The following is a 25,637-nucleotide window of genomic DNA, read 5'->3' as shown; positions in this document are numbered from 1 at the left end:
ATGGAAAAGGTTAAAAAAGAGCTGGATCAAATTTCCGGCATAGACAGGAAAATAGCAGACGCACCTAAAGATCACATACCAGGTTGGGGAATGGACGCAGACCCAGAGAATGACCCCACCTATCCCATGAAACACTGGAATGGTGCTGATTATCAACGGATCAATTACGAAAAGCCTCCGCAGCAGCGGGTAAACATGGCGGTATTTCATTCCATTGAACGCCCAGGTATTACCAGGGTTTTTGGTACCTCTACGCCACCCACCGGACTAAGCGGCAGTATAAGGCGTTGGGCTTATCAGCACAGTGAAGCAACCACTGCCCACTGGATGGGGCTTATACTAGCCGACCGTGTTAACTCGGTAGAAGGTATTATTGATGATATAAAACACGGAACAGTACCAGATTTGTTTAAAGAACGTGGATGGTCGGCCGAATGGAAGTATAACCGGTCGGGATTCATAAAAAATGCCTTAACTGGCGTTTTGGTAGCCACGGCTGTTGTAGCCTTATTTAATACTAAATTTAAAAAGTAACCAATCTGCTTTAAAGCCGACAGAATTCGAAACGCTTTAATTAACATACTCTAAGTTGTATAATACTTTTAAGTTGTTTAACAATTGGTTCGAATAACGTCCAGCCTCAGGAGCAAAAGCCATCAAATTAAAAACTTGGTGGCTTTTTTGTTGAAGTTATAATTTAAAGCATAAATTTAAGGTGGTAATACCTTATTTTATTGCAGCTGGATAGTTGATTTACAAATAATCAAAAATGTTTTTGCAGTCGGTGTTATTAATTACCTCTGCTTCAAAAGCTTTCCATTTAGCATCGCTAATGCCGGCACTTTGAGCCGTTTTAACGAAGAAGGCATAGTTAGTATCCTGCCCTGCATTTTTTATTAAGCTTCTGCAAAACGACTGAACGATTTTGCTCCCGAATCTTTTTTCCATCGCCATTAATATCATTGGCGCGTAATGATAACGATAGCTTTCGCCTATCTGGTCTGGATTTGTTATTTGAGAAAGAGGCTTGATTTTCCAGTCTTTCATCATTGTCTTTCTCTCTGCTATATATTTTAGCGTAGCATCTTTCCCATACTTATTTTCGGTTGCCTTGATGCTTAGAAACTCCGCCATACTTTCCAAAAAGAACCATTTTAATTTGGAATTCGGTTCCAACAGATGGCCAAAGTAGTAATGTCCCATTTCATGTGCATAAAAGTAATAACTGTAGTTATTAACAAATGCTCCCGTCTGCATATTGATTTCTGATTTGAATGGCTTGCCGGCAACTGCAATGGTAGGGAAAGTTACAAACCCCCAGCTACGTTTAGGCCCGAAAGGTTCAATGGCTTGGTGTTGGAGGAACGTGATACGTTCACCATAAGAGGTTTGTAAATAGTTTTGATAGAAGCTAGCTATCCCAGTTATGTCGGCATTGAAAACAGCGGCTTCATCCGGACTGAGATCTGCATTTAAAAACATGCTATTTTTTAAGTTTTGAATTTTATATTCGCCTGCAAACAACAACAGCTGCCTCGGAATTACCGACTTGAATTGAGCAGCAGGTCCTGACTGGGCCGGAGAACCATTCAGATAAATAGTTTTACAATCGTTACAAGTAACGTTAATATCATAAGTCACATCCAGTAACTCCCGGTCATTTTTAACGTCGTAGATAACAGGGTACCATTTAGATTGCTCAGCAGCACGTACGGTTTTGCCGTTGAAGGCAATCATTCCTTTAAAATCAAATGAGTTGAGAGTGTCGCTATATACCGGAAATGCCCCGGTGTAGCTTATCCTTAAATTTTGGGGAAGCGCTAAAGTATCCTTACCCAAGTAAGGCATGTAAGCAGCGGCTTCGCCCAAAAGTTTATCATCGTAAAAACCGCTGTATTTCAATACCTTTCCTGTATCATTTCTGAAGAGCCCTATATTGAAGCCACGGTAAAGTAATATCTTATATTGCTTGCCCAAAGCTGGGAGCTTGGTTAAGCTGAGATCACATTTGATTATTCCTTCTTTGACGCTGATGTCAACTTTTCCAGATATATGCGGTGTGTTCTGTTGTGCATAAGCGGTACGTAAAAGAAACAGAAGTAGAATGGACACCTTGAAAAAACGTTTCATTAGACACTTCATCGTGCAAAATAATAAAAGTGGAGATAATTAGAAAACAGTAAAGGAGATGCATATGAAGCGGAATTTTGAAATAGTGAGCGTACATCTTCTCTGCAAGATGTGGTGACTTTATTTTTGCTCGTTTGACAGATGGAGAATTAGGCTTTCAGATAAAGGACGGCGCAACTCTTGCTGGAATGCCAATTCAGCATTGTGTTGAGACGCCCAGAATGCTTGACGAAAATGGCAAGCCCCCGTTTAAATATATTTGTAATTAGGCCGCTAACTTTAAAGTGGCTTCCATCTAATTATTTTGTGGAAGGGCAGCAAGTATCATTTATCTTACCGGATTGACAATAGCATTAAGCGTACTAAAGCATCTTCACCTAAAAGCATTATGTTTTGTTGCTGCTGTTAAAATAGCTTTACTTTGTGCCAGCATAAACTAAACACAATTTTTAACACATTTTATGAACCAACCTAAGTTCTTATCTTTTGTGCTGCTTTTTACATTATTTGTCAGCACTATGGCGCATGCCGATGAAGGTATGTGGATTCCGATGCTTATCGGTAAAAATTACGACCAAATGAAAAAACAAGGCTTCAAGCTAACCGCAGAAGACTTGTACAGCATCAACAAAGCCAGTATTAAAGATGCTATTGTTTCTATGGGCGGCGGCTTTTGCACCGGCGAAATTGTATCCGGGAAGGGCCTGATGTTCACTAATCATCATTGTGGTTTTGAATCTATATCAGCCAATTCAACACCGCAAAACAACATTCTTGATAACGGCTTTTATGCCAAAAGCTACGCCGAAGAAAAGCCTATAGCGGGTTTATACGTGGAATTTTTGGTAAGTATTACTGATGTTACCCCTCAGGTAATGGCTGCACTTAAAGATGCCGATGACGCAAGCAGAGGCGAAAAGCTGGAAAAAATTAGCAAGAAGCTTATTGAACAGGCTACCAAAGGTAACCGGTACAGGGGTGCCGTAAATTCGTTCTTCAAAGGCAACCAGTATTTTCTTTACCTGTACAATAAATTTAGTGACGTGCGTTTGGTAGGCGCACCGCCACAGTCGGTAGGCAAGTTTGGTGGCGATACAGATAATTGGACCTGGCCCCGCCATACCGGCGATTTTTCAGTGTTCCGGATTTATGCTGATAAAAATGGTAACCCCGCCAGCTACTCGGCCAACAATGTACCTTACACGCCTAAGAAGTTTTTACCCATTTCATTAAAAGGGATCAAAAATGGCGATTTTGCAATGGTATACGGTTATCCCGGAAGTACCGACCGTTACTTAACTTCAAACGGCGTGCGTTTGGCTGCCGAGCAAACCAATCCGATTATTGTTAAACTGCGCGACATTCGCCTGAAAGCATGGAAGGAAGAAATGAACAAAAGTGTAGATACACGGCTAAAGCTTTCGGCAGATTATAATAAAGTATCTAACTATTGGAAGTATTTCATCGGGCAAACGGAGCAACTAAAAAACTTAAACATTTATGTGCAAAAACAGCAGGAAGAAGCCGAGTTTACTAAATGGGCTGCAGATAAGCCACAGTATGCAAGCTTGATGAGTGATTATCAAAAATTGTATGCTACCTATGAGCCATATGCCATTCACAAAACATACATCAATGAGGGTTTGCTGGCACCGGGCTTTGTTGATGAAGCACTTAATAATTGCTTTGGGCAGTTAGCATTAGAAAGTTCAAAACGCGACGCCAAGGAAAAGGCCGAAATAAAGGATGAGCTAAAAAAGATTAACGAGAATTATATTAAATCGTATAACCTTTTTGCCGACAAAAAGATATTCACTCAAATCATGACCTCGTGGTATGCCGATGTGCCCAAAGATCAGCATCCGGCGTTTATAGAAGATGTTGTCACTAAGATTGCGCCGGGCGATCCTGCATTGGCGTTTTCCAGGTTTGCCGATTATTTATGGCAGAATAGCAATTTGATTGATACCTTAAAATTGAAGGCGTTTTTGCCCAATCGTTCTGTAGACAAACTTCGTCAGGATCCATTAGTGCCTTATGTAATTAATTTAAATCCGAGTTCTTACAAACAAACCGTTTTTGGTACTAAGCTAACTGATTTTGATGCGCAAAAAGAAAAGCTCGACCGCCTTTACCTGCAGGCACTGCTGGAGAAGAACCAAGGCAAACTGATGTCGCCGGATGCTAACTCTACTATGCGTATTACTTATGGCAATGTGCAGGATTATACCGCTAAAGACGGAAAGCATTTTGACACCCAAACCGATTTGGACGGTGCAATGAAAAAATACAAAGCAGGCGATAGCGAGTTTGACTTGCCTGCAGCCTGGCTAGACGCTTATAAACAGAAAAACTTTGGACGGTATGCCGACCACGGAACTGTACCTATAGGCTTCATCACCAACAATGATATAACAGGCGGAAACTCCGGTTCCCCGGTCATCAACGCCGACGGCGAATTGATAGGCTTAGCCTTTGATAGTAACTGGGAAGCCATGAGTGGTGAAATAGCTTTTAATAAGGATTATAAACGTACCATTTGTGTAGACGTGCGTTATGTGCTTTGGTGTATGGATATTTTAGGGCATGCGGATAATCTGATTAGCGAGCTGGAAATACGTACTAAGTAGAATAAACCGTTAAAGTACACCGCTTAAACAGATGCGCGGCTAAAAGCAGTCTGTATAAAAAAACAAAAAAGCCATCAACCTAAAGTTGATGGCTTTTTTATTAAGATCATTATGCGGTTGCCGGCCTGCGGCGCATAATAATGATTCGATTGAATACAGTTTACTCACTACGTAAGCTTTTTACCGGATTGGTAAGGGCAGCTTTAATAACCTGATAACTTAACGTACTCAGGGCAATCATCAGTGCAGCAAAGGCGGCAATAACAAAAGTCCATGCGCTGATGGTGGTACGGTAGGCAAAGCCCTGCAGCCAATGCTGCATGCCCAGCCAGGCAATGGGCGAAGCAATTACTACGGCAATCAATATCAGTTTAATAAAATCGAGTGAAAGCATAGCGGTTACGTTAGTTACTGATGCCCCCAATACTTTGCGGATACCAATTTCTTTGGTACGCTGCTCGGCTGCATAAGTGATAAGGCCAAACAAACCCAGGCAAGCTATTAGCAGCGCAAAAAAAGCAAAGGTGATAAATATTTGCCCCGTGCGCTGGTCAGATTGGTATAATTTGTTGAAATCATCATCCATAAAAGAATATAAAAACGGTTGACCGGCCATTTGAGCATCCATTGAGTGATACTTGTCCTTGATTTGTGCAATTAGCGAGGTTAAGTTTTTGGTATGAACGCGGAATGCAAACTGGCTGCCGTAACGGGACAATCGAAACACGATGGGTGCTACCTTATTGTGTATGGAGCCTGCATTAAAGTCTTTCACTACTCCTATAATTTGATGGGGTATAGTATTCTTGCTATAGTTTGAATCATATAGGTTTTCCTGCAGAGGTTTTTGGAAATCTAACATACGTGCTGCCGTTTCGTTAATCAGCACCGCATTTGAATCGGTTGGCATACTGGCCGAAAAGTTACGGCCCTGAGCAAGCTTAATACCCATTGTAGGCAAATAATCGGTATCAATTTGCCAGTCACTAAATACCATCGACTGGCTTGCATTCATCGCGGCATCTTTGGAGAAGGCGTTAGAGTCCCATTCATTTTCGCTGGAAGTTGGTAGTACACCCGTACGGGTACCCGCCACTACACCCGGTATCTGTAACACTTCGTTTTTAAATGCGGTAGCATGTTCGCCTAAAGAGTAGATGTTTTTTACTATCAGCACCTGCTCGCGGTTGTAACCTAAATCCTTATTGCGTACATAGTTTAGTTGATTGTAAATAACCAACGTACATACCATTAATACAATGGCGGTAGTAAACTGAAAAACCACTAAGCCATTACGCAGCCAACTGTTCTTAAATCCGGCAGATAACTTTCCTTTTAACACGTGTACGGGCTCAAACGCCGACAGGTAGAATGCAGGGTACAGTCCGGCTGCTATACCAATAACTGTTGTAGTTGCCAATAGCACTGGTAAAAGCATTGGGCGGGAAAACGGATTGAGCGAAATTTGCTTGCCTGCCAATTGATTAAAGTAAGGCAAAAACAACAACGTAAGCAGCAACGCAATTAGCATCGCTATTAAACTGGTTAGCACCGATTCGGTTAAAAACTGGGCAATTAAACCCGATCGGCCGGAGCCCAGCACTTTACGCACACCCACCTCTTTAGCCCGGCCAGCCGAACGCGCAGTAGACAGGTTGACAAAGTTAACGCAAGCCAACAGCAGGATAAAAGCGGCTATCAGAATAAACGTATAAACGTATACTACGCTGCCGCCCGGCTCCTGTTCGCTTATCCCGTCCGACCGCAAATGAATATGGGTAAGTGGCATAGCATTGAACCTCAGATAATCGCCTTTCTTTTCCATATCGCTCATGCTGCTATGGAAATTACTCAGCAATTGTGGTTCCACGTACTTATGTGCTGCCTGCGTTAAGTATGTATTAAGGGTTTGCAACGTGGTGCCCTTACGCAGCAGTACATAAGTGTTATAGTTGTTATTTAGCCAAAAATCGCTGCGGCTGTCGGGCTCACTCGCCATCGACTTTAAGAAGTTAAAGTGCAGATGCGATTGTACGGGCATGTCTTCCATTACGCCGGTAATTTTAAAATCGTTAACATTATCGGTACGCAACGTTTTTCCGATCACTTGAGTAGTATTGAACAGCCTTTGGGCCATCGAAGTAGAAATAACCATCGAGTTAGGCTCAAGCAAAGCTGTTTTTACATTGCCGGCTATAAGGTTTAAACTAAATACCTTGAACACGGCAGGATCAGCGAAGAAGGCGTCGGGCTGCATTACTGTTTCAGTACCTTTACGGATTAAAATATTACCGTTGCCGTTAGCTCGGATTCTGGCCGCCTGTTCAATCTCTGGGTAGTCTTTCAACAACGCCGCGGCCATGGGTGCAGGGGTATTACGCATCTTTGTTTCGCTACCGTTAAGGTGTATTTGGGTGTTGATACGGTAAATGCGGTCGGCCTTGGTATTATAACGGTCATAGCTCAGTTCATCCATCACAAACAGGCTTATCATTAAACAAGTGGCTAATCCTACTGCCAGCCCGAAGACGTTAATGGCAAAGTAACCTTTATTTTTTAACAGGTTTCTTAAAGCAATTTTAAGCTGATTATGAAACATATGGCTTAATAATTTAAGTGGATGGATGAGTGTTATTCATTTAGCAATAAATATTTGTTCCATTTGTGTAAAGTATTGATATATAAACCTTTGTGTTGTATTTGTAATTTTAAGATTGTATCACAAACGTACACCTTACGTTCAGGTGTGAACACTTTATATAGTTGATGCCCATAGCCAACTAGTTGCTTTGTTCAATTTGCGACTTAACTATTTACTTTGAGGCATTCCTAGCGCATCTTTCAAAAAGTTTGATATTTTTGATTAATGCATACCGTGTTGGAAACTTACCTGAAAACGCAGACCGATTTATCGGATGAAGCTATCAGCTACATCAAAAGCTTGGCGGTACCGCGTACGCTTCGTCGCAACGAGTGCTTGCTCAATGTGGGTGAGATTTGCCGGCATAAGATATTTATTGAAACTGGTCTTTTACGCACGTTTAGCACTTCGGCCGATGGTAACGAACATATCTTGCAATTTGCACCGGAGCACAATTGGGCGCTGGATGCGGAAAGCTATGATAAGGAAATACCTTCTAAAGTTAGTATTGGTGCAGTGGAGCCTAGCCAGGTACTGTGCTGGTATAAATCAGATTTTAATACTTTACTAGTAGAGGTGCCACAATTGAAGGTGTTTTCGGATAGAATCATTTCTCGCAATATGCATTACAGCCGCCAGCGCATGCTAACCATGCTGAGTGCTACGCCCGAAGAAAAGTATGAAGACTTTGTGCGCACGTTTCCGGAATACTTATCGCGGCTACCCTTACGGATGATTGCCGCTTATTTGGGCATGTCGCTCAAAACCTTAACCCGCATTCGCCATATACAATTACAGCGTTAATTGAAATTATGGTCAAATGACCTCTTTTTAAAAGGTTTCTTCAGCGATTTTTGCATAATAAAATCAGAAACTTATGCGTGTATTTGTTACTGGAGCCTCTGGATTTGTAGGTTCCGCTGTTGTTAAAGATTTATTGGCAGCAGGTCACCAAGTATTGGCCCTGGTTCGTTCGGATAACGCCGCTGCCCAGTTGGCCACCACGGGTGCCGAAGTTCATCGTGGTGATGTTAACGATTTGGAAGTTATTAAACAAGGTGCTGCCGCTTGCGATGCGGTTATTCACACCGCCTTCAATCATGATTTTTCTCAGTACAAAGCCAGCTGCGAGGCAGATCGATTGGTAATCGAGGCTTTGGGCGATGCTTTGGCTGGTTCAGATAAACCCTTGGTTATTACATCAGGGGTAGGGCTTTTAACTTATGGACGCCTGGTTACCGAAGATGATGTTTTACCGGCAGGGGCAGACGTTATACCCCGTGCTGCATCAGAAGAAGCCGCTGCCGCCGTAGCTGCCAAAGGCGTGCAGGTTTACATAGTGCGTTTGCCGCCTAGCGTGCATGGCGAGGGAGATCATGGCTTTGTGCCGATGGTTATTAACATGGCACGCGAGAAAGGACAATCGGCCTACGTAGGCGAGGGTAATAACCACTGGCCGGCAGTGCACCGTTCAGATGCTGCTGCATTGTACCGCCTGATTGTGGAAAAAAAGCCATTGTTTAAAGTATTTCATGCCGTGGCGGAAAAGGGTATACAATTCAAAGAGATTGCCCAAGCCATTGGTACAGGTCTGCATTTGCCGGTAGTATCCGTTAGCGGTGGAGATGTTGCTGCTCACTTTGGCTGGTTTGCCCATTTCGCATCAATTGATTGTCCGTCCTCCAGTGAAAAAACACGTGAGGCACTGGGCTGGGAACCAACGGCTACCGGTTTGATTGAAGATATCGGCTCAGCAGGGTATCTAAATTAATCCTTATCATAATTACCTCATATATAATTATTAAATATGAGGTGGAAGTCCATTCTCATAGTGAACCCTAACAGGCAAGTACTTATTAAGTGCTTGCCTATGTTTTTTTATATACAAATTTTATAGTAATAATATTATTCAATAAGGATAGCATTTAATAGAATTATTGATAGAAGTACAGAAAAATAAATAACTTTGTATTTCAAAGTACTTTTATGGATATATTATTTAAATTGGATCAGTTGCACAACAGCGCAAAGCAAAATAAGTGGCTTCGGTATTTTACGGTTTTTAATCGAATTGCTTTAGCGGCTGGTTTCCTACCCTCGGGTTTTGTAAAAATTATGGGCGAGCGGTTTACTAATTTGTCTAATAATCAACCTATGGGGCATTATTTAGAAGCCTTATACCATACCGGTTGGTATTATACCTTTATTGGCATTGTACAGGTAACCGCTGCAATCTTGCTGCTTATACCTCGAGCTGCGACGCTTGGAGCCATACTTTATTTCCCGCTGATATTAAATATTTGTTTCCTGTCATTGTCTGTGCGTTTTGAAGGGTCACTTATATCCTCGCCATTAATGGTATTGGCTAATTTGTATCTTTTGTGTTGGGATTATGATAAGCTTAAATTCATTCTGCCATTCCATCGCTTGGTCGGTTCTAATGGTCTGCCTAAGCAGCAAATACTCAATAATAAATTTCCGACAGCTTTTTTTGTTGGTGTATTTGCTGCCATAATTATAGTGCTTTTACTTACCCGTACATTTGATATTATGCCCCGCAATACAGTAAAAGACTGTAAGATGCAATGTAAGAATAGCGCTAACCCTAATGCCTGTAATGTTTTCTGTGATTGTATTCATCAACAAGGGCAACCGCTTGACAAGTGCCTGGATAATTACCATAAAGCTTTAAAAAATAATGGACAGGCACAGTAGTTCCACACGCTCAAAGGCATGGAATGGGGTCAGTTAAACTGAATCCAAAGCAGAATTTTAACGCACTTTAACATTCAGGCTTTAGGAACATATCAGAATGTTTTATATGTTTACCCACTGTAATACGTTTAAGCATGAAAAGTATCAAGCACGTTCCTGTAATTATTTTAATGGCTGCTGCTGTTTTACCGGCATGTAAAGCTAAAAAGAAAGTGGTAGAAACGCCAAAACCACCTGTAACGCAAACACCACCGGCCGAAGCTCCGAAGCCCGTACCAGCACCGGCTCCGGCACCTACGCCGCCGCCACCTCCGCCAGCTAAGCCAAATTTTAACTTTAGCAATATCCAGTTTGAGTTCAATTCTGCTGTGTTAAAAACGGCATCATATGAAATATTGGACCGTGCCGTTGCCGAAATGAAAAAAGATCCGTCGGCTAGGTTTGTACTGAACGGGCACTCATCTGCCGAAGGTACACCAGAGCATAACATGTCTTTATCTGTTGAGCGTGCCGGTTCTGTAAAAACATACCTGATGAATGCCGGTATCAGCGGCGACAACCTAACTGTTAAAGGTTATGGCGAAAGCAAGCCTGCTACCAGCAACACTACCGAAGAAGGCCGTGCTTTAAACCGCCGGGTAGAAATTAAAGTAGTAAAATAAATTTTATAGCAGCCGGTAAAAAGGTGAGTTATTCTCTGGAAGCTTTAATTACTTCGTAAGCTTCTTCGGGACCTAAGCGTTCCAGTACCTCAAACTTTTTACCGGCTTGTTCATTGTAGTTCATAAAAAAGTACTCAATCTGGCTAATGATGCCCTCGGGCAAATGGTCAATTGAGTCTACGTCTTTAAACAGTTGTGATACTTCCGGTACGGCCAAATGGCGGTCGTTACGTACGGTTTCCCCATTTTCTTCTGTTTGTTCAGCTTTAATAGAGCCAATAACGCGGCAATCCATGCAACAGCCCGGAAAGCTCTTAATCTCTGATATCACTATTACATCCAGCGGGTCGCCGTCTTCACCTTTAGTTCCGGTTATAAATCCAAAATCAAACGGAAAAACCAGTCCGGCAGGCATTACCTTCATTAATTTAAAGCATTTGCTTTCAGGCTCGTAATCGTATTTATGGCCGCTTCCTTTAGGGCTTTCAATAATGGCGGTAATGGATTCCATGAGTGTATAATTTTAATCAATAGAAAGGTATTTTATCGTTTCGGCACACTTGTAAAAGCACCGGCACCCTCAATTGTTTACAATTTGAATAAAAAGTTTATCAGAACTTTTGGGAGTAAAGTTGTTTATGATTCATACCAATATGTAACCGGTAAATTATATACAGCCGATCTTTCTTTATTTACTGTTTGCTATTACAACTACCGGCCGTATGTTAAATTAATATATATGGATATTAAACAAGAAAGAGAAGACAACACCTGCCCTGTACCCAGTGGCATATTAGTGATTATAGGTGGCGCTGAAGACAAGGGCCAGCAACAGGATAAAGAAAAAGAGCCAGCGGAGCCCGACCCAAAGCGGATGGAGGTACTGAAAGTATTTATGGAAGTGATGGGCGTTGATGAGCCCGTTATTGAAGTGTTTACATCGGCCAGTTCAAGCGAACCTGAAGAATCATTTAATGAATATAAAAAAGCTTTTCAAGAAATGGGTGCTAAAGTGATTAATCACATTCATCATGATGAGCGTGGAGAAATCAATTTTAAGGAGCTTGAAGATCGTTTGAACGCCGCGCATGGTGTGTTTTTTGCCGGTGGCGATCAATTGAAGCTTACTTCTATTTACGGCGGTACCAAAACGCTTTATCTGCTTAAGAAACGTTATATAAATGATAAGTTGGTGATTGCCGGTACCAGCGCCGGGGCTATGGCCATGTCAACCCCAATGATTTACCAAGGCGTAGGCAAGGAAGAAATGATGGCCGGCCATGTGAAAATAACTACAGGCCTGGAGTTTTTGCGTGATGTTTGTATTGATACACATTTTGTGAACCGTGGCCGTTTTGTGCGTATGGCGCAGGTAATTGCAACCAACCCAACATCTATAGGTCTAGGTATCGAAGAAAATACGGCTATTATTGTGAGGAATGGTAAAGATGCCGAAATTGTAGGCGAAGGCGTGGCTATCATCATTAACGGCTTCAATAGCAGAGGAACCAACATTGCCCAAGCCAGTAATGACGAAATGATAACCATTCGTGATTTGCGGGTAGACATTTTATCGAAAGGCGAAAAGTTTGAAATACCGGAAATCAATCCTCCGCACAAGTAAAATAAAAAAAGCCCTTTGTTAATTAGCAAAAGGCTTTTTTTCAGCAACCGCGATATTGCATTAAGGGTGTAATGCCCCACTCAAGGCATAATCAACCGCTGCGGTTACAACAGCAATAATAATAGCCGGAGCAAAACCTTTCAGTTCAAAGCCCTTAAAAAGTTTGTCAGCTACTTTTATCATCACGGCTGTAATCAAAATTCTTACAATAGCGCTTAACAGGCCTAGCGTGAGCACATTGAGCGGGAAACGCAAAAAGATGCCTACCGTAGCGTTTAGTAAACCCACCACCAGCGCCACCAGTATAGCCGTACCATAGCTGCGAATAATGACCGTAGGCAGAATGTACGACATGAGCAGTATAACACCGGCATTAATTAATAATGTAATAATCAAATTCATAGGCAAAAAGTAAATCAAAGTATCAGCAATAATGTTGAATTAATGTTTTAGCAAACATTAAATATTAGGCAAACTGGCAACCTTTTCAATGGCGCTTATGGCCTCGCCAATTTGGGCTATCCATTCGGGCTTTAACTTGTGACTGTCGTCTTGTTTCCATTCATTGTTTTCATGGTATAGTACTATATTATCTGTGTCGGTTGTTATTTGGTATACTTTTTTGTTTTGATATTGTGATGGTTCGATAGATAGGTTTTTAACCATGCCATTATTGGCAATTTGTAGTTTATAGTTCATATTAATAAGATAGATAGTTTATATTTCAACAGCTTCTGTCCACACTTTATCGCTGCAATTAGGGCAGGGGGTGTTGGTATCAAAAGGCTTTTGCTGTGTGGTGCCGCAAGTTTGGCAAACCATCAGCTTATCCGACTTTTTAAGCAAAGCATTAAAATCTTTATCCCAACGTGGTAGTACCGATAAGCCAGGTTTCGGCTGTTCATCCTCAATTAATGTAAAATTGCCGTTGGCCTCCATATAAAGCCGTTTCACTTGGCCTGTATGCTTGATACTGCTTGACCGCAGCTGGGCCACCAGCCGTTCGCGCGTTAAGCGTACCCGTTTCATGTTGCGCAAATCAAGCACCGAGTCTTTAATAATAATATCTACATTCCCTTCTGATAGCTTTTCAAAACGTTTGCTGCTAAATGCTTTTTCGGCTACCCACCGGCCAATGTAAACTACCACAATGGCAATCACAACGGCAGCAAGTATACCTCTATCGGGTGCTTGCAGGGGCACACCTATAGCAGCCGCCAATGATACGAGTGCCACCATCTCGTTACGCCCCATCTGTGATGACATACGCTTGCCCAGCAATCGCATGGATACTGTAAGAATGATGTATACAATAATGGCACGGATAACAAGTTCAACGTAAAAGCCTGCCGGCACATCGCCTACCAAAATTCGTTGCCAGTCGGCCAGTTTTATCTGCTGCATTTTAATGTTCTTAAATGATTGCTTTTATCCATGCATTATCTCCGCAAACTTTACAAGGTTGCTCTTGCTGATGGTTTTGTTCTACGTTACCGCAATTTAAACATGCTTGCAAGTCGGCTTGCTGGGTGTTGTTGTCAGTAGATTGCAGATAATAAGTTAACATTTCCTTATCATCGGGCGGTAAAATAGGTAGGCCCGGCTTAGGTTCGGCAGATTTGAAAACGCTGAAAATGCCGCACGCCTCCAGGTAGAGCCGATCAACAGTGCCTAAATTAAATATCTCTTTATCGCGCAACTGGGCAAAAAGCTGTTGCCGCGGTATCCGGTCTTTTTCCATCTGGTCTATTTGCAGCAGTCCGTCTTTTACCAACAAGCTGCACTTACCTTGGGTAATGTCTTCTGCCTTCCCGCTAAGGAACCCAATCAAGCTTAAGCCTCTTTGAAAAAGTACCGCTATCAGTAGCAACAATACACCCTGCAGCAAACCGCGGTCGGGCATTTGCATAGGTACGGATACGATGGCACCCAGCGTAAGCATAACGGCCAGCTCCATAATGGTTAATTGTCCGCTCATGCGTTTACCCAGCCACCGCACAATTACTAGTGTAATGATGTAAATAAGTATAGTACGGATAAAAACTTCAAGCAAAAACATGGGCGGTGCCTGCCCGAACAATATTCGATGGATGTCTTCCAAATGAATTTCTTCTTTTTTCATGAATATATTTTTGTTTGAGATAGATGTACGGCATGTACTTAAAACGACGATCAGCAGGTAAATCAACCTCAATAACAACCAAAATTTAAGGTTGTGTTTCCTTTAAATTAAAAAGTGTTATTTTGAGTAAAAAGAGGCGGTTGTGGAAAACTTGTACAGAGTACAACCGCTGGGAATGAAACTTTTTATAGCCAGTTAAAGTTGGTAAGTGAAATTACCAGTTATATGTCTGATACAAAATCCAAGCATACTTTTTTATATCGTAATGGGCTTACACTGTTCTTTTTAGTACTATTTATTATCACTCTTGCGGCCCAGGCGTTAACCGGGTGGAAGGAAAATAACCAGGAACGGACCGACAAAGGCGGCTCTGAACTTTCATTGACACAATATCTACGAACCGGGCATTTTTTGTCGGCCACATTTGAAAACTTCCAGAGTGAGTTTTTGCAGATGGGGATGTATGTAGTACTCACCGTGGGCTTACGGCAGATCGGTTCGGCCGAATCAAAAAGTTTGGATGAGCCGGAGGATGTAGACCGCGAACCACAACCTAACCCTGCAGCGCCCTGGCCCGTACGTAAGGGAGGTATTTGGTTAAAGCTTTATAGCAATTCTCTATCTGTTTGCTTTGTTGTATTGTTTTTAATTAGCTGGGGATTGCACCTGTATGGCAGTTGGATTGACCATAATGACCAGCAGGTGTTATCGCACAAGCCTAAAGATGATTTGCTGTCGTTTTTAGGACAGCCCACCTTTTGGTTCGAAACTTTTCAGAACTGGCAAAGCGAGTTTTTGTCTATTATATCCATTGTGTTTTTAACTATTTACTTACGTCAAAAAGGTTCGTCTGAATCTAAGCCGGTTGATGCGCCGCATATGGAAACCGGCAAGTAAAATTTCTATCAAACAATCATCTATGAACAACTATATTTTTATTTGGGGCTTTCTGAAAATAACATTCATTGCCGGATGCTTTACCTGCGTTAGTTATGCTGCTCATGCACAGGATACTGTTAAGTACTCGTTATTTAAACCTGTGCCCAAGGCTAAAATGCGTAAAGAAATGGAAACCGACCGTCCTAACTTCACCGAAACACCATATACGGTTGATGCTGGCCACTTCCAGTACGAGGCCGACTTGGGGCGCTTTGAACATCAGGTAACTGAAAGTGACGAAAACCGGTGGCTCATTAATCAGGCAGACCTAAAATTAGGCTTGTTACCCAATACATCCTTACAACTGATTGTGCAAACCTTCGGTCATCAGGCCAGTAAAGAGGTAGAAAGCGGTGAAAAAGAATTCCATCGCGGCTTTGGCGATATAACTTTACGAGTAAAACAAAACCTGTATGGCAATTTTAAGGGCAACTTTAGTATCGCCCTGATGCCCTACATCAAGTTTCCAACTAACCGTTACTCTGATAACAAACTGTACGAAGAGGGCTTGATGATTCCCATGATTTTACAGTTGCCCCATGATTGGAAAATTGGCATGCAGATAGAAGGTGATTATTTAAAAGATGATGATGCCGACGCCTCGCGCCATGCCGATTTACAACACTCGTTAGTAATTAGCCATGTATTATTTAAAAAGCTGGAGGTATTTGCCGAAACGTATTATTCTTACAATTTCAAAGATCATCACCTACACAACTTTGTAGATTCTGCATTGGAGCTGGAGGTTACTCCGGATTTGAAAATAGATTTGGGCCTGAACTACGGTTTCCAAAAAGCTGCCCAGAAAGATTATTTTTTGGGATTGGCGTTTAGGTATTAATGGTTGTTACTTTATTACTTTGCTACGTTAGTTAGTTAGTTAGTTAGTTAGTTAGTTAGTTAGTTAGTGCTTTGACTTTTGGCTGTGCCCTGTTAGGATAGGTAAAGTGATTAGACCACAGCCTGTGGAAGTCACTTTTCTTTTTTACCGCAAAAAAGAAAAGGAACCAAAAGAAAAAGCTCTCGGCCGCACCTTCTTTCTACTTAATGTAGTGCTTATACGTTGTGCAGTAGCTACCGAAAGAAGCTGAATGCCGATTCTTTTTCGTCGAAGTTGTTCTGACAGTGCTGTACATCAAACAAAAAAAATGCAAATTGGAAACAAGAAGCGCAGAGGCCCGCTGTTGCGCCCGGGCCAGCGAGGGCCTTGCGGGGGAGACAGGAGATCGCAACAGCTAGGCGTTTTTGTTTCTTTTGTGGCTATGACAAAAGAAATAGCCTCCGCGGCAATGAGCGGACGAAGTAAGTAAATGACCACTAAAGTAAGTTTAAAACGCACTAAACAACGATACTAGCACAAGACAAGTATTAACAATACGAAACAAATTCGCAACACCTATTCATCAAAACGGCAAAATAACCTTAAAACTCACATTCCTCCCCATATTATATATACCCGAATAACCATTAGGCGAAGCCCGATAGTATTCAAAATACTTTAACCGATTCAGGTTAGATTGATAGGCCTTATCAAACACATTATCCACCTGTAAAAAAACATCAAGCAAGGGGCGACCATCTTTTCGTTTTACACTGGTGCCACAGCCTGCATTCCATAAAGTATACCCTGGTGTGTAAGTCTCGGTATTATCCAGCGCATAAAATTGATTTTGCTCGGTATAGGCATCAGCTTCTAGCTTGAAGTATGGCTTACCCAATCTACCCCAGCTTTGCTGAGCTGAAAAGCGCAATTCAGAACGCCAGTGTAGTGGCGGTATAAAAGGCAAGTACTTGGCGTCGCGTCCAAAGCGATTAATTAAATCATCGTTTTGGTTTAATCCTTTTACATAAGCCAAGCTATTGTTGAAGTTTAGCCACTTTAAGCCAGATGGATGCAGGTTAACGGTAACTTCGGCACCATATAAACGGGCCTTAGCTTGCTGGTATTGATAGGTGCTATTGCCCGGCACAATAACTACAGGCTGCCCATTACTGTCATTTAACCGGGATTGGTAAATGTAATTTTGAATTTGATTATTGAATAATTCGGCACTGATGTCAGCATCTTTAAAATATGCAATCAGGCCAATGTCTTGTTGCAAGTTAAACTCTGGCTTAAAGGTACGGTTGCCCAGGTAAACAATATGTGCACCGGGATCAAGTCCATTAGAGCCTACTTCCGTAATATTAGGCGCCCGGTAACCGCGGGCAATGTTGGCTTTAAGCAGCAGTTGGCTGGTAACATTATAAGTAAGGCCAATGCTACCCGATACGCCTGAATACAATTTGCTGAAATTTGGAAATTGCAGATAAGATCCAACGGTATCCAATCCGGTTACATGGCGTTGAAAACCGTTTTGCGGATTATCAGCCACATAAAAATCATTCCAGCGCAGGTTACGACGATCGTACCGCAAACCGCCCGAAATATCTACACGGCCGATGCTCTTACGGGCAAATACAAAAGCGCCAATATCAAACAGGTCATAATCGGGTATCGGAAAGTCGGTGGCATTTTTACTCCGGTTGGTTTGATACATGCCGTTGATACCTGCTGTGGTTTCAATACCTGCAAAAGAAGGTAGGTTGTATTTTAAATCGTAATTAAGTGTGTTAAGCACTACATACAAACCGGGCTGAGTGGGTAGGGTAGGGTGATTGTATTCGCGCCGGATACTTTGTTGTGCGCCTAATAACAAATTGATACTGCCGTCGCCCACCTTAAATTGATTGGTTGTGTACAAGCGGTAATGCTGAATGTGCTGATAAAGCGGATTTAACCTATATGTTTTTAAATCCTGATCGGGGACAATTGGCCGGGTTTTGATATCATCACCGGCATCAAGCACCTGGCGGGTAAAACGGCGGGTCAGCGAGTCGCGGCTGCCGTCGGGTATTTCCTGCTGGTTATCGTACAAGGTTCCCGAAAACTGCATATAACCCCAGTTTTTATCCACTCGTGCCGACGCCGATAAATTATACTCACGGTAAGCCGTACCATACACATAACCATCTATACGGTTATGATAACTATGTGCAACTTTCCCCGAACCACGTAGCGTATACCGCCAGTTGTTATGCTTATAGGCTAACCCTAATGAGGAGCCAATTAAGCCGTTGTTAGTATGGTAATCGGCCGTGAAATCGCCGGTAAGCTGATTGTTTTGATAGGCAGGCAAGTACGGAATCATGTTAATTACCCCCGCCAGCGCGTCCGAGCCATAAGATAAACTGGCTGGGCCTTTTACTACTTCGGCACGGGCAATACCATACTGGTCAATCTCAATGCCATGTTCATCGCCCCACTGTTGTCCTTCCTGGCGTATGCCATCATAGAGGGTAAGTACCCGATTGTAACCCAAGCCGCGGATAAAGGGTTTTGATACATTAGGGCCGGTGGTTACAGCATTTACGCCCGGTATGCCTTTTATAATGGCATCAATCACATTATTGTTCACATGCTGGTCCATCGCCTTTTTGGTCATTACAGCAATGGGTACAGGGTTTTTACGTACCTCGGTAGCACGACTGACGCCGGTAATAACCACATCATTCAATTTAGATTCGGTAACAGGTAAAATAACGTTAACCGTAACAATACGACCGTCATAAATAGTAAACTTTATTTGCCTCGTATCAAAACCAACAGCCGAAACTTGTAATATATAAGTGCCGCCCGGAATACTTTTAATATTGTAACTACCATCCTGTCCCGACTTGGTACCCATCCGGCCCGGCAGTAATCTAACACTGGCATGGCTAATTGCGCTGCTGTCTTTGCCCATGATGTTGCCTTGAATTCCAGCTTGTTGTGCTAACGTTTGAAAGCTAATAAATGTAATAATTGCGGCAAGTAAGTATTTCGCCATGTCTTATGATATGATTTTAGTTACTCAAATTTATAAAATTAGGCATACCTAATTTTATAAATTACAATTTTATTTTTTATATGTTTGATTGAACTAAAAAAAATTAAGGTGATGAACACTTTTTCGGAAGAGAACTACCTGAAATCGATTTACCGCTTATCGCAACTGGCAGGTATAAAAGTATCTACCAGTGCTATTGCCGAAGCTTTGGGTAACAATCCGGCATCGGTGGTAGATATGATACGCAAGCTGAGCGATAAACAGTTAATTGAATATGATAAGAAGAAAGGCGTAAAGCTTACTGCACAGGGACAAAAGGATGCCATCCAAATTGTGCGTAAGCACCGGCTGTGGGAAGTTTTTTTGCTCGAAAAGCTGGGTTATCGCTGGGACGAAATCCATGACATCGCCGAAGAGCTGGAACATATTAAACACGCTGATTTGGCCGACCGCCTGGAGCATTTTTTAGGTTACCCCGAATATGATCCGCATGGCGACCCAATTCCAAAAGCCAATGGTAAAATGGCCAAAAGTTATTCGGTTACCCTTGCCGATGCTAAAACAGGCAATGTATACCGGGTAGCAGCCGTGCGCGATACCAGCAGCGATTTTTTACAATACTTGCATAAATTGGAAATTAGCATAGGCACACAAATAAAGCTGTTAGAAAAAATTGCGTTTGATCAATCATTAATCATCAGCATTAATGGGCAGGAACAGGTAACCGTATCATCTAAGTTTGGCGAGAATATTTTAATAGATTAATTAGGTGTTGTTATATTTGAATTAAACACATCAAACCATATGTCACCATTAATAGAAGCTTCTGAACTTAGCGCCTTACCGGCGGATAATTTAGTTATTGTAGATGCCCGTTCGGGCTCTGATAGTTACGACCGTTACCTGCAGGGACATCTTGAAGGTGCTGTGTTTGTTGATTTAGACAATGATTTGGCAGCTCATCCACAAGATGCGGCTTATGGTGGCCGACACCCTTTGCCCGAACCACAAGCGTTTGCCGCTTTATTGGGCAAGCTGGGTATTACGCCACAAACACACATCGTAATTTATGATGATAAAGCGGCTGCCAACCCGGCTGCCCGTTTATGGTGGATGTTGCGGGCTATTGGCCATGAAAAGGTTCAAGTGTTAAATGGCGGATTGCATGCCGTAATTGGCGGAGGTTTAACCTTAAGCCAAGAGCCAGTAACGCCAACACCACAAACGTATCCGGTGCCATCGGGCTTTAATGGTACTGTCGAATTAGAAGAAGTTGGTACTGCCGCACAGGATGCTAACCGTATAGTAATCGATGTACGTGAAACGCCGCGTTATTTGGGTAAAACAGAACCTCTTGATTTGATAGCCGGTCATATTCCTGGTGCGGTTAATATTCCGTATGCCACCAATATGGATGCCGAAAATAAATATTTGCCAGTCGATAACTTGCGTGAAGTTTATCAGGAAAAATTGGGTAATGTACAACTGAATGATGTTATAGTACACTGCGGTTCGGGTGTTACCGCCTGTCATACTTTGCTGGCGTTATATTATGCCGGTATCAAGGGAGCTAAATTATATGTAGGATCGTGGAGCGAATGGTCGCGCCGGGATTTGCCTATTGCTACCGAGGAGTGATTTGAATAATGCATATAAAACAAAAGCGGGCTTTTATAAAAGCCCGCTTTTGTTTTATTAATATCGGTGATGGTAGTTATCATAACGGTGGTTACTGTCATACGGACCACCATGTCCGCGATGACGGCCATGATCCCGATGTCCTCTTCTGTCTTGGCTAACCATACAGCTGGTTAAAAGGGTGGCACTTACTGATAATAACAATGCTATGCTTAAAATGGTCTTTTTCATAATATTTAGTCTTTATGTGTAGGTAAGACGCATACTTTTGAAAAAGGATTAAAAGTAACATAATCGTTACCGCATATTAACTAGCTGCCCTTTCCTGAAAATACTGTTGCAAAGCATCCTGCAGCAATGGCATCACCGCACCTTTTTCACTTTGTAACACACTGTATGATGGCCGTTGCGCTGCCAGGCCCATCGTGCTGATAGATGTTGGGTTAACCAACGCTGTATCATAACCGCCTTGTTCAGCCACAGCATATGCCAGGTTTGCCCATGTGGTTTCACCTTGATTGGTTAAATGCCATACGCCTTTTTCTTCGTCGAGTAACAGATCCAAACTTTGGCGTACCAAATCGGGCACGTAAGTAGGCGATACGTATACATCTGCGGCCGCGTCAAAGCGGTGTCCATTTTTAAACGCGTGTAAAGCCTGTTCAATAAAGTGCTTTTTATCCCACGGGCTAAAAAAGTCACCTGTTCTCACAATCAGCGTATGATCATTCTCTTTCAATATCCCTTTCTCGGCCAGGGCCTTACTTTGCCCATAAATATTCACCGGCGATTTAATGTCACTTTCAATATAAGGTTGATTTTTACGTCCGTCAAATACGTGGTCGGTCGAGAAGGTAAGCAATTTGATGCCATACTTTTTACAAAGTAACGCCAGATTTTGTGCACCGTAGGTGTTCAGTAAAAAGCAGGCTTTGCTTTCTGCCTCGGCGGCATCTACTTCGTCAAAACCGGCAGTATTAATTACAGCCCAAGGTTTTTTCTCAAGTATTACTTTTTCAATTTGCAGCAGGCTGGTAATATCCATTTCCCGGCGTCCAACCATTTCATACTTAATGCCTCGTAAATCGCACATACGGGCAAATGCTCCGCCTAACGCGCCCGATTTACCTACAATTAGTAACGGACTGGTTTCGTCAGCATGTTGTTCCGGTTGCAGTTTAGTACCATCCGGACTATATTCCACCCGGATGGAACGCTTCCACCAGCCTTCAACCTCTAATACAGGGTGTTTATAATCTTCATTCCGACTGTAAGCCTGCAGCATTTTGCTTAAAGCTGTTGAGCGTGGCGAACCATTTTGCACATCAAATATGCCCGGTTCATAAGTGCCGTTCGGTGCAGTTAATAACTTGTTCCAGCCAAACGAGCCTAACACAGCCCAGGCCGTAATAGCCTTCATGCGATAGCCTTCTTGTTGTAACTGGTTAGCGGCATCCCATATTTCTTTTACCCAGCGCATTTGCTCTTCGCGGGTACAGTGTAAGTGTACCTCGGTAACGGCAATGTCGCTGTTCGGATAACGTTCGCAGGCCTCTTTAAAGAGTTGGTACGGCCCGTCGGTCTTAACGTGAGCAACCCTAACGGCTTCTACGTCGGCATAATGATGTTTGCCATTATGACCATGGGTATGTGACGGGTAAACTTCCAGGCGTTCGTCCAAATAACGTTCTGATGTCAGGTAATGGTTTACCCCAATAACATCAGGCACACAAACGTTATTCAAAAAGAACTGTAATTCACGCTCTTCAATACCCACTTTTATCAAATAATCCCACATGGGATGTTCGGGAGTAACGTATCCACAAAGCAGATCATAACCCAGCCAGCGGCGATGATTTTCAAAATCGGCCTGATATTGTAAAAGCGGGGTGCTGTGAATTTTACCTAAATCGTCTGTTTGTACCAGTTTGGCTTTAGGATTTATCTTTCGGATAGCTTGCATAGCCAATACAGTACCTTTACACTCCTGCAACAAAATTTTTGCAAAGTGATAGCTGTCGGCCTTGTGCGGATACCATATACCATATAGTCCGCAAAAGCGGGCGGTAGTAAGAGGTTCATTAATAGGAGTGTAGTATTCCAACCAAGGGAATTTTGTTGCTACTTGTTCAGCGTAGCGGGCCAAGCCTTCAGAAAAAGAATCATCGGCCATATATACGTAACGCGGACCACTGCCATGGTGTACCAAACCTGCAATAGGGTTAACACCCATTTGCCTTAGCTGGTTTAATTTGGTTTCCGTTAAAGTCCAGTTAATTTGTGTATCTGTTTCGGGCTGATGTTTTTCCCATAAAACCGGATAGCGTATTTGAGTTATACCTAATCCGGCGATCAGCTCCAAATCAATTTCGCGGTTATAATGACCGGCATATTCCAGCTGATCAAAATAATTATCATCCACGCGGTTGCAGGTACATTCTAATCCCCCCCAAACTTGTATATGGTTCACTGAGTGATTCGTCATGTAGTAGAAATTTATAAGCGCAGCCCTAAATCAGGCTGCGCTGAGTATAATTGCGATATTATTGAGCAATCGGCATGTACATTTTTTTGTCGGCTGCTTTTTCCATCAGCTTGGTCATGTTCTCGCAGGTTTTGTCCCATGAGTTTGAAGCCAGGAAAGTGTCAACCTTAATTTGCCAGCCTTCTTTAGCTGTGTTGCTCAGTTCTTGTTCAGCTGCGGCAACAAATTCTTCGGCGGTGGCAGCAATGTGTACCAGATTGTTTTTACCGTAAGGGCTAACTACATCGCGTATTGCTGTAGATATTACCGGTAAACCGGCTGCCAGGTACTCAGGGGTTTTAGTTGGGCTGATGAAACGGGTAGAATCATTCAGCATAAATGGAATCAAAGCAATATCCCAGGTTGCCATATAGCTTGGCAATTCTTGATAGCTTTTTGGACCTAAGTAATGGATGTTTTTGTTATGAGGTAAAGTAGCAGGGTCAATTTTTACTATCGGACCAATTAAAATGATCTGCCAGTCTGGACGGGCATCAGCAATACCTCTAATTAATTCAGCATCAAAACGCTCATCTAACACACCGTAAAAACCTAATTTTGGCTGTGTGGTGTTGATTTGATCTGGCGGGCAAGTTTTGTACTCACGCGCTTGCAGGAAATGCTTGCGGTCAATACTGCTTGGGAATGGATATATATTGTTGTGCTGATGTTTCTTAGCTTCATATAATGACTGGCCACCGGTAAACACTACATCGGCCTTAGCCATCAGTTGTTTTTCAAGCGCTTTTAATTGTGGTGGGGCAAAGTCAAATAATGACAGCTCATCCATACAATCATATATGGTTAACGCCGGGCTTTGATCGTCACTAAATTCCAAAGCCATTGGGGTATAGTACCAGAATGTATAATTATAAGCCTGTTTGTTTTCCATATAACGGTTAAACATGGCTTTTAAAGTGCTAATGTGATCTTCGTGGCTCAAACCAGCTGGTAAATGAGGTACCATTACCCATAAGTTTTTATCTCGTTTGGTAAAAGTGTAGTACTCTTGATCAGCCGCATCAAAAATAGGTTCTTCGATGTAATAAATATTGAAAGTTTTAGCTAACCTGGTAAGCAAATGCTGTGGGCGCTGAAAAACAAAGTCCCATCGCAAATGAGAAAATACAATGATGTTTTCAGGTAACTGGTTGCTTTTGTTGTTTGATTGAAGATTTCCGTTTGAGCCTAAAGTCAATTGCATGGTAGATTTTTTTTGTTTTGTTGTTAATATTCAAATGTGATGCCATCAACAGGCAAAGGGCCTTTTAAATACGGAATTGCTATACAAATAGCAGTATTATAGGGCTTTGTATGATATAATAACCATGTTCACAAAAAAAAGTTTGATAGTCGGTTAAACTAAAAATAGTACAGTTTATGGAAGTAAGTGTCGCAAATATAGTATGGAATAATAAAATTAATTAATAGTAAAATCCTATAGTGAGATGATCTTTGGATTGTTGTTTTAGAGAATTGTAAGGTTAATGTTACAATATTGCAATGTTGGCTAGTTTCGAGAGTTGACATTATAAACTTAATTAAGCTATTTGTTAATTTTTTAACACTTTTGAATTTATAAGCAAACATTATGTACAAACCATTGCTTGCCGCAGTAGGGGTATTTACCTGCAGTTTTACAGTTAAAGCGCAAAGTGTTGTTGATAGTACAACAACTATATCTTCTATCAAAACGCTTACATTAAAAGAGTATAATGATTATGTAAGTGGCCCTGCCCTTACTAAAGAAGCTCTGCCTGCAACACTGAATCGGTATCCTATGCCTGATGATGTGCTACGTTATAAAAAGGAGTTAGGTTTAAGTGCTGAACAGGTGAAAAAGATTAAAGCCGTTAGCGACTATTTAAAGCTAAAAAAAACGGAAATAGGCCAGTCGGTGATTCGGAATGAGAAAAAGTTGGATGATCTGTTTAAAACCCAGAAGGTAGACGAAGGTAGTATCACTTTTTACGGCAACCGTTACGGATTATATGAAGGTGAGTACCGTACATCGGTATTAATGGCATGTTATAACACATACAATGCCCTTACTCCGCAGCAAACCACACGGTTCTGGCAGTTGAAAAAACCATAATTCGCATTTTGCCGTTTGATTTAGTTAACTTAGCGCCCCGATAAAAAG

The 25,637-nt window shown here is 42.1% G+C and carries 23 protein-coding genes; 12 read left to right on the top strand and 11 right to left on the bottom strand.

The window, feature by feature from the left end:
• Complete coding sequence (locus GPM24_RS12685) at positions 1-534, top strand: hypothetical protein (protein WP_158827112.1); 534 nt, start codon at positions 1-3, stop codon at positions 532-534.
• 219 nt (positions 535-753) lie between these two features.
• Here GPM24_RS12685 and GPM24_RS12680 read toward each other — a convergent pair whose 3' ends face one another.
• On the bottom strand, positions 754-2,130 hold the full coding sequence (locus tag GPM24_RS12680) for a hypothetical protein (protein ID WP_158827111.1): 1,377 nt from the start codon (positions 2,128-2,130) through the stop codon (positions 754-756).
• A 461-nt stretch (positions 2,131-2,591) separates the two neighbouring features.
• Here GPM24_RS12680 and GPM24_RS12675 point away from each other — a divergent pair, with 461 nt between their 5' ends.
• The gene (locus GPM24_RS12675; RefSeq protein ID WP_158827110.1) at positions 2,592-4,760 is read left to right on the top strand and encodes a S46 family peptidase; all 2,169 of its coding nucleotides are present in this window, start codon (positions 2,592-2,594) and stop codon (positions 4,758-4,760) included.
• Between the two features lie 160 nt (positions 4,761-4,920).
• Here the strand turns inward: GPM24_RS12675 and GPM24_RS12670 are convergent, their stop codons facing one another.
• Positions 4,921-7,359: an ABC transporter permease gene (locus GPM24_RS12670; RefSeq protein ID WP_158827109.1), complete on the bottom strand. Its 2,439-nt coding sequence runs from the start codon at positions 7,357-7,359 to the stop codon at positions 4,921-4,923.
• A 267-nt stretch (positions 7,360-7,626) separates the two neighbouring features.
• On the opposite strand from GPM24_RS12670, the gene GPM24_RS12665 reads away from it, so the two are divergent.
• The 4 genes from GPM24_RS12665 to GPM24_RS12650 all read left to right on the top strand — a co-directional run bounded on the left by GPM24_RS12665 (position 7,627) and on the right by GPM24_RS12650 (position 10,778).
• Positions 7,627-8,205 carry a Crp/Fnr family transcriptional regulator gene (locus GPM24_RS12665; RefSeq protein WP_158827108.1) on the top strand — a complete coding sequence of 193 codons (579 nt, stop codon included), beginning with the start codon at positions 7,627-7,629 and terminating at the stop codon, positions 8,203-8,205.
• Positions 8,206-8,278: 73 nt separating this feature from the next.
• Positions 8,279-9,172, top strand: coding sequence for an SDR family oxidoreductase (locus GPM24_RS12660; protein ID WP_158827107.1), 894 nt, complete (start codon positions 8,279-8,281; stop codon positions 9,170-9,172).
• Between the two features lie 365 nt (positions 9,173-9,537).
• Complete coding sequence (locus GPM24_RS12655; protein WP_199269736.1) at positions 9,538-10,116, top strand: hypothetical protein; 579 nt, start codon at positions 9,538-9,540, stop codon at positions 10,114-10,116.
• Between the two features lie 134 nt (positions 10,117-10,250).
• The gene (locus tag GPM24_RS12650) at positions 10,251-10,778 is read left to right on the top strand and encodes an OmpA family protein (protein WP_158827105.1); all 528 of its coding nucleotides are present in this window, start codon (positions 10,251-10,253) and stop codon (positions 10,776-10,778) included.
• A gap of 28 nt (positions 10,779-10,806) precedes the next feature.
• Here the strand turns inward: GPM24_RS12650 and GPM24_RS12645 are convergent, their stop codons facing one another.
• Entirely contained in the window at positions 10,807-11,289 is a 483-nt protein-coding gene (locus tag GPM24_RS12645) for an inorganic diphosphatase (RefSeq protein ID WP_158827104.1), read from the bottom strand.
• Between the two features lie 228 nt (positions 11,290-11,517).
• Between GPM24_RS12645 and GPM24_RS12640 the strand changes: the two genes are divergently transcribed.
• Positions 11,518-12,402, top strand: a complete 885-nt coding sequence (locus GPM24_RS12640; protein ID WP_158827103.1) for a cyanophycinase — start codon at positions 11,518-11,520, stop codon at positions 12,400-12,402.
• 60 nt (positions 12,403-12,462) lie between these two features.
• On the opposite strand, the gene GPM24_RS12635 is transcribed toward GPM24_RS12640, so the two are convergent.
• Genes GPM24_RS12635 through GPM24_RS12620 form a run of 4 tightly spaced genes read right to left on the bottom strand, consistent with a single transcriptional unit; the run spans position 12,463 to position 14,524 of the window.
• Entirely contained in the window at positions 12,463-12,804 is a 342-nt protein-coding gene (locus GPM24_RS12635; RefSeq protein ID WP_158827102.1) for a phage holin family protein, read from the bottom strand.
• A gap of 57 nt (positions 12,805-12,861) precedes the next feature.
• Positions 12,862-13,101 carry a hypothetical protein gene (locus GPM24_RS12630; RefSeq protein WP_158827101.1) on the bottom strand — a complete coding sequence of 80 codons (240 nt, stop codon included), beginning with the start codon at positions 13,099-13,101 and terminating at the stop codon, positions 12,862-12,864.
• Positions 13,102-13,119: 18 nt separating this feature from the next.
• The gene (locus tag GPM24_RS12625) at positions 13,120-13,806 is read right to left on the bottom strand and encodes a DUF421 domain-containing protein (protein WP_199269735.1); all 687 of its coding nucleotides are present in this window, start codon (positions 13,804-13,806) and stop codon (positions 13,120-13,122) included.
• Between the two features lie 10 nt (positions 13,807-13,816).
• Complete coding sequence (locus GPM24_RS12620; RefSeq protein WP_158827100.1) at positions 13,817-14,524, bottom strand: DUF421 domain-containing protein; 708 nt, start codon at positions 14,522-14,524, stop codon at positions 13,817-13,819.
• 225 nt (positions 14,525-14,749) lie between these two features.
• Between GPM24_RS12620 and GPM24_RS12615 the strand changes: the two genes are divergently transcribed.
• The gene (locus GPM24_RS12615) at positions 14,750-15,421 is read left to right on the top strand and encodes a DUF6766 family protein (protein ID WP_158827099.1); all 672 of its coding nucleotides are present in this window, start codon (positions 14,750-14,752) and stop codon (positions 15,419-15,421) included.
• Between the two features lie 22 nt (positions 15,422-15,443).
• Positions 15,444-16,304 carry a transporter gene (locus GPM24_RS12610; RefSeq protein ID WP_158827098.1) on the top strand — a complete coding sequence of 287 codons (861 nt, stop codon included), beginning with the start codon at positions 15,444-15,446 and terminating at the stop codon, positions 16,302-16,304.
• 562 nt (positions 16,305-16,866) lie between these two features.
• Here the strand turns inward: GPM24_RS12610 and GPM24_RS12605 are convergent.
• Positions 16,867-19,332, bottom strand: a complete 2,466-nt coding sequence (locus tag GPM24_RS12605) for a TonB-dependent receptor (protein WP_158827097.1) — start codon at positions 19,330-19,332, stop codon at positions 16,867-16,869.
• Positions 19,333-19,443: 111 nt separating this feature from the next.
• Here GPM24_RS12605 and GPM24_RS12600 point away from each other — a divergent pair, with 111 nt between their 5' ends.
• Positions 19,444-20,097, top strand: coding sequence for a metal-dependent transcriptional regulator (locus GPM24_RS12600; protein ID WP_158827096.1), 654 nt, complete (start codon positions 19,444-19,446; stop codon positions 20,095-20,097).
• 39 nt (positions 20,098-20,136) lie between these two features.
• Positions 20,137-20,970 (top strand): sulfurtransferase, encoded by an 834-nt coding sequence (locus tag GPM24_RS12595; protein ID WP_158827095.1) that lies wholly within the window; start codon positions 20,137-20,139, stop codon positions 20,968-20,970.
• Positions 20,971-21,027: 57 nt separating this feature from the next.
• On the opposite strand, the gene GPM24_RS12590 is transcribed toward GPM24_RS12595, so the two are convergent.
• The 3 genes from GPM24_RS12590 to GPM24_RS12580 form a co-directional block, all read right to left on the bottom strand.
• Complete coding sequence (locus GPM24_RS12590; RefSeq protein WP_158827094.1) at positions 21,028-21,201, bottom strand: hypothetical protein; 174 nt, start codon at positions 21,199-21,201, stop codon at positions 21,028-21,030.
• A gap of 76 nt (positions 21,202-21,277) precedes the next feature.
• On the bottom strand, positions 21,278-23,455 hold the full coding sequence (locus GPM24_RS12585; protein WP_158827093.1) for a family 1 glycosylhydrolase: 2,178 nt from the start codon (positions 23,453-23,455) through the stop codon (positions 21,278-21,280).
• 58 nt (positions 23,456-23,513) lie between these two features.
• On the bottom strand, positions 23,514-24,698 hold the full coding sequence (locus GPM24_RS12580; protein WP_158827092.1) for a glycosyltransferase family 1 protein: 1,185 nt from the start codon (positions 24,696-24,698) through the stop codon (positions 23,514-23,516).
• Between the two features lie 387 nt (positions 24,699-25,085).
• Between GPM24_RS12580 and GPM24_RS12575 the strand changes: the two genes are divergently transcribed.
• A complete protein-coding gene (locus GPM24_RS12575) occupies positions 25,086-25,589 on the top strand; it encodes a hypothetical protein (RefSeq protein WP_158827091.1) in 504 nt (167 codons plus the stop codon).
• Positions 25,590-25,637 lie beyond the last annotated feature (48 nt).

It is taken from the genome of Mucilaginibacter lacusdianchii, assembly GCF_009770985.1.
GTDB classification, from domain to species: domain Bacteria; phylum Bacteroidota; class Bacteroidia; order Sphingobacteriales; family Sphingobacteriaceae; genus Mucilaginibacter; species Mucilaginibacter lacusdianchii.
Note: the sequence above shows the minus strand (reverse complement) of the source record. Positions and strands in the feature narration are given on the sequence as shown.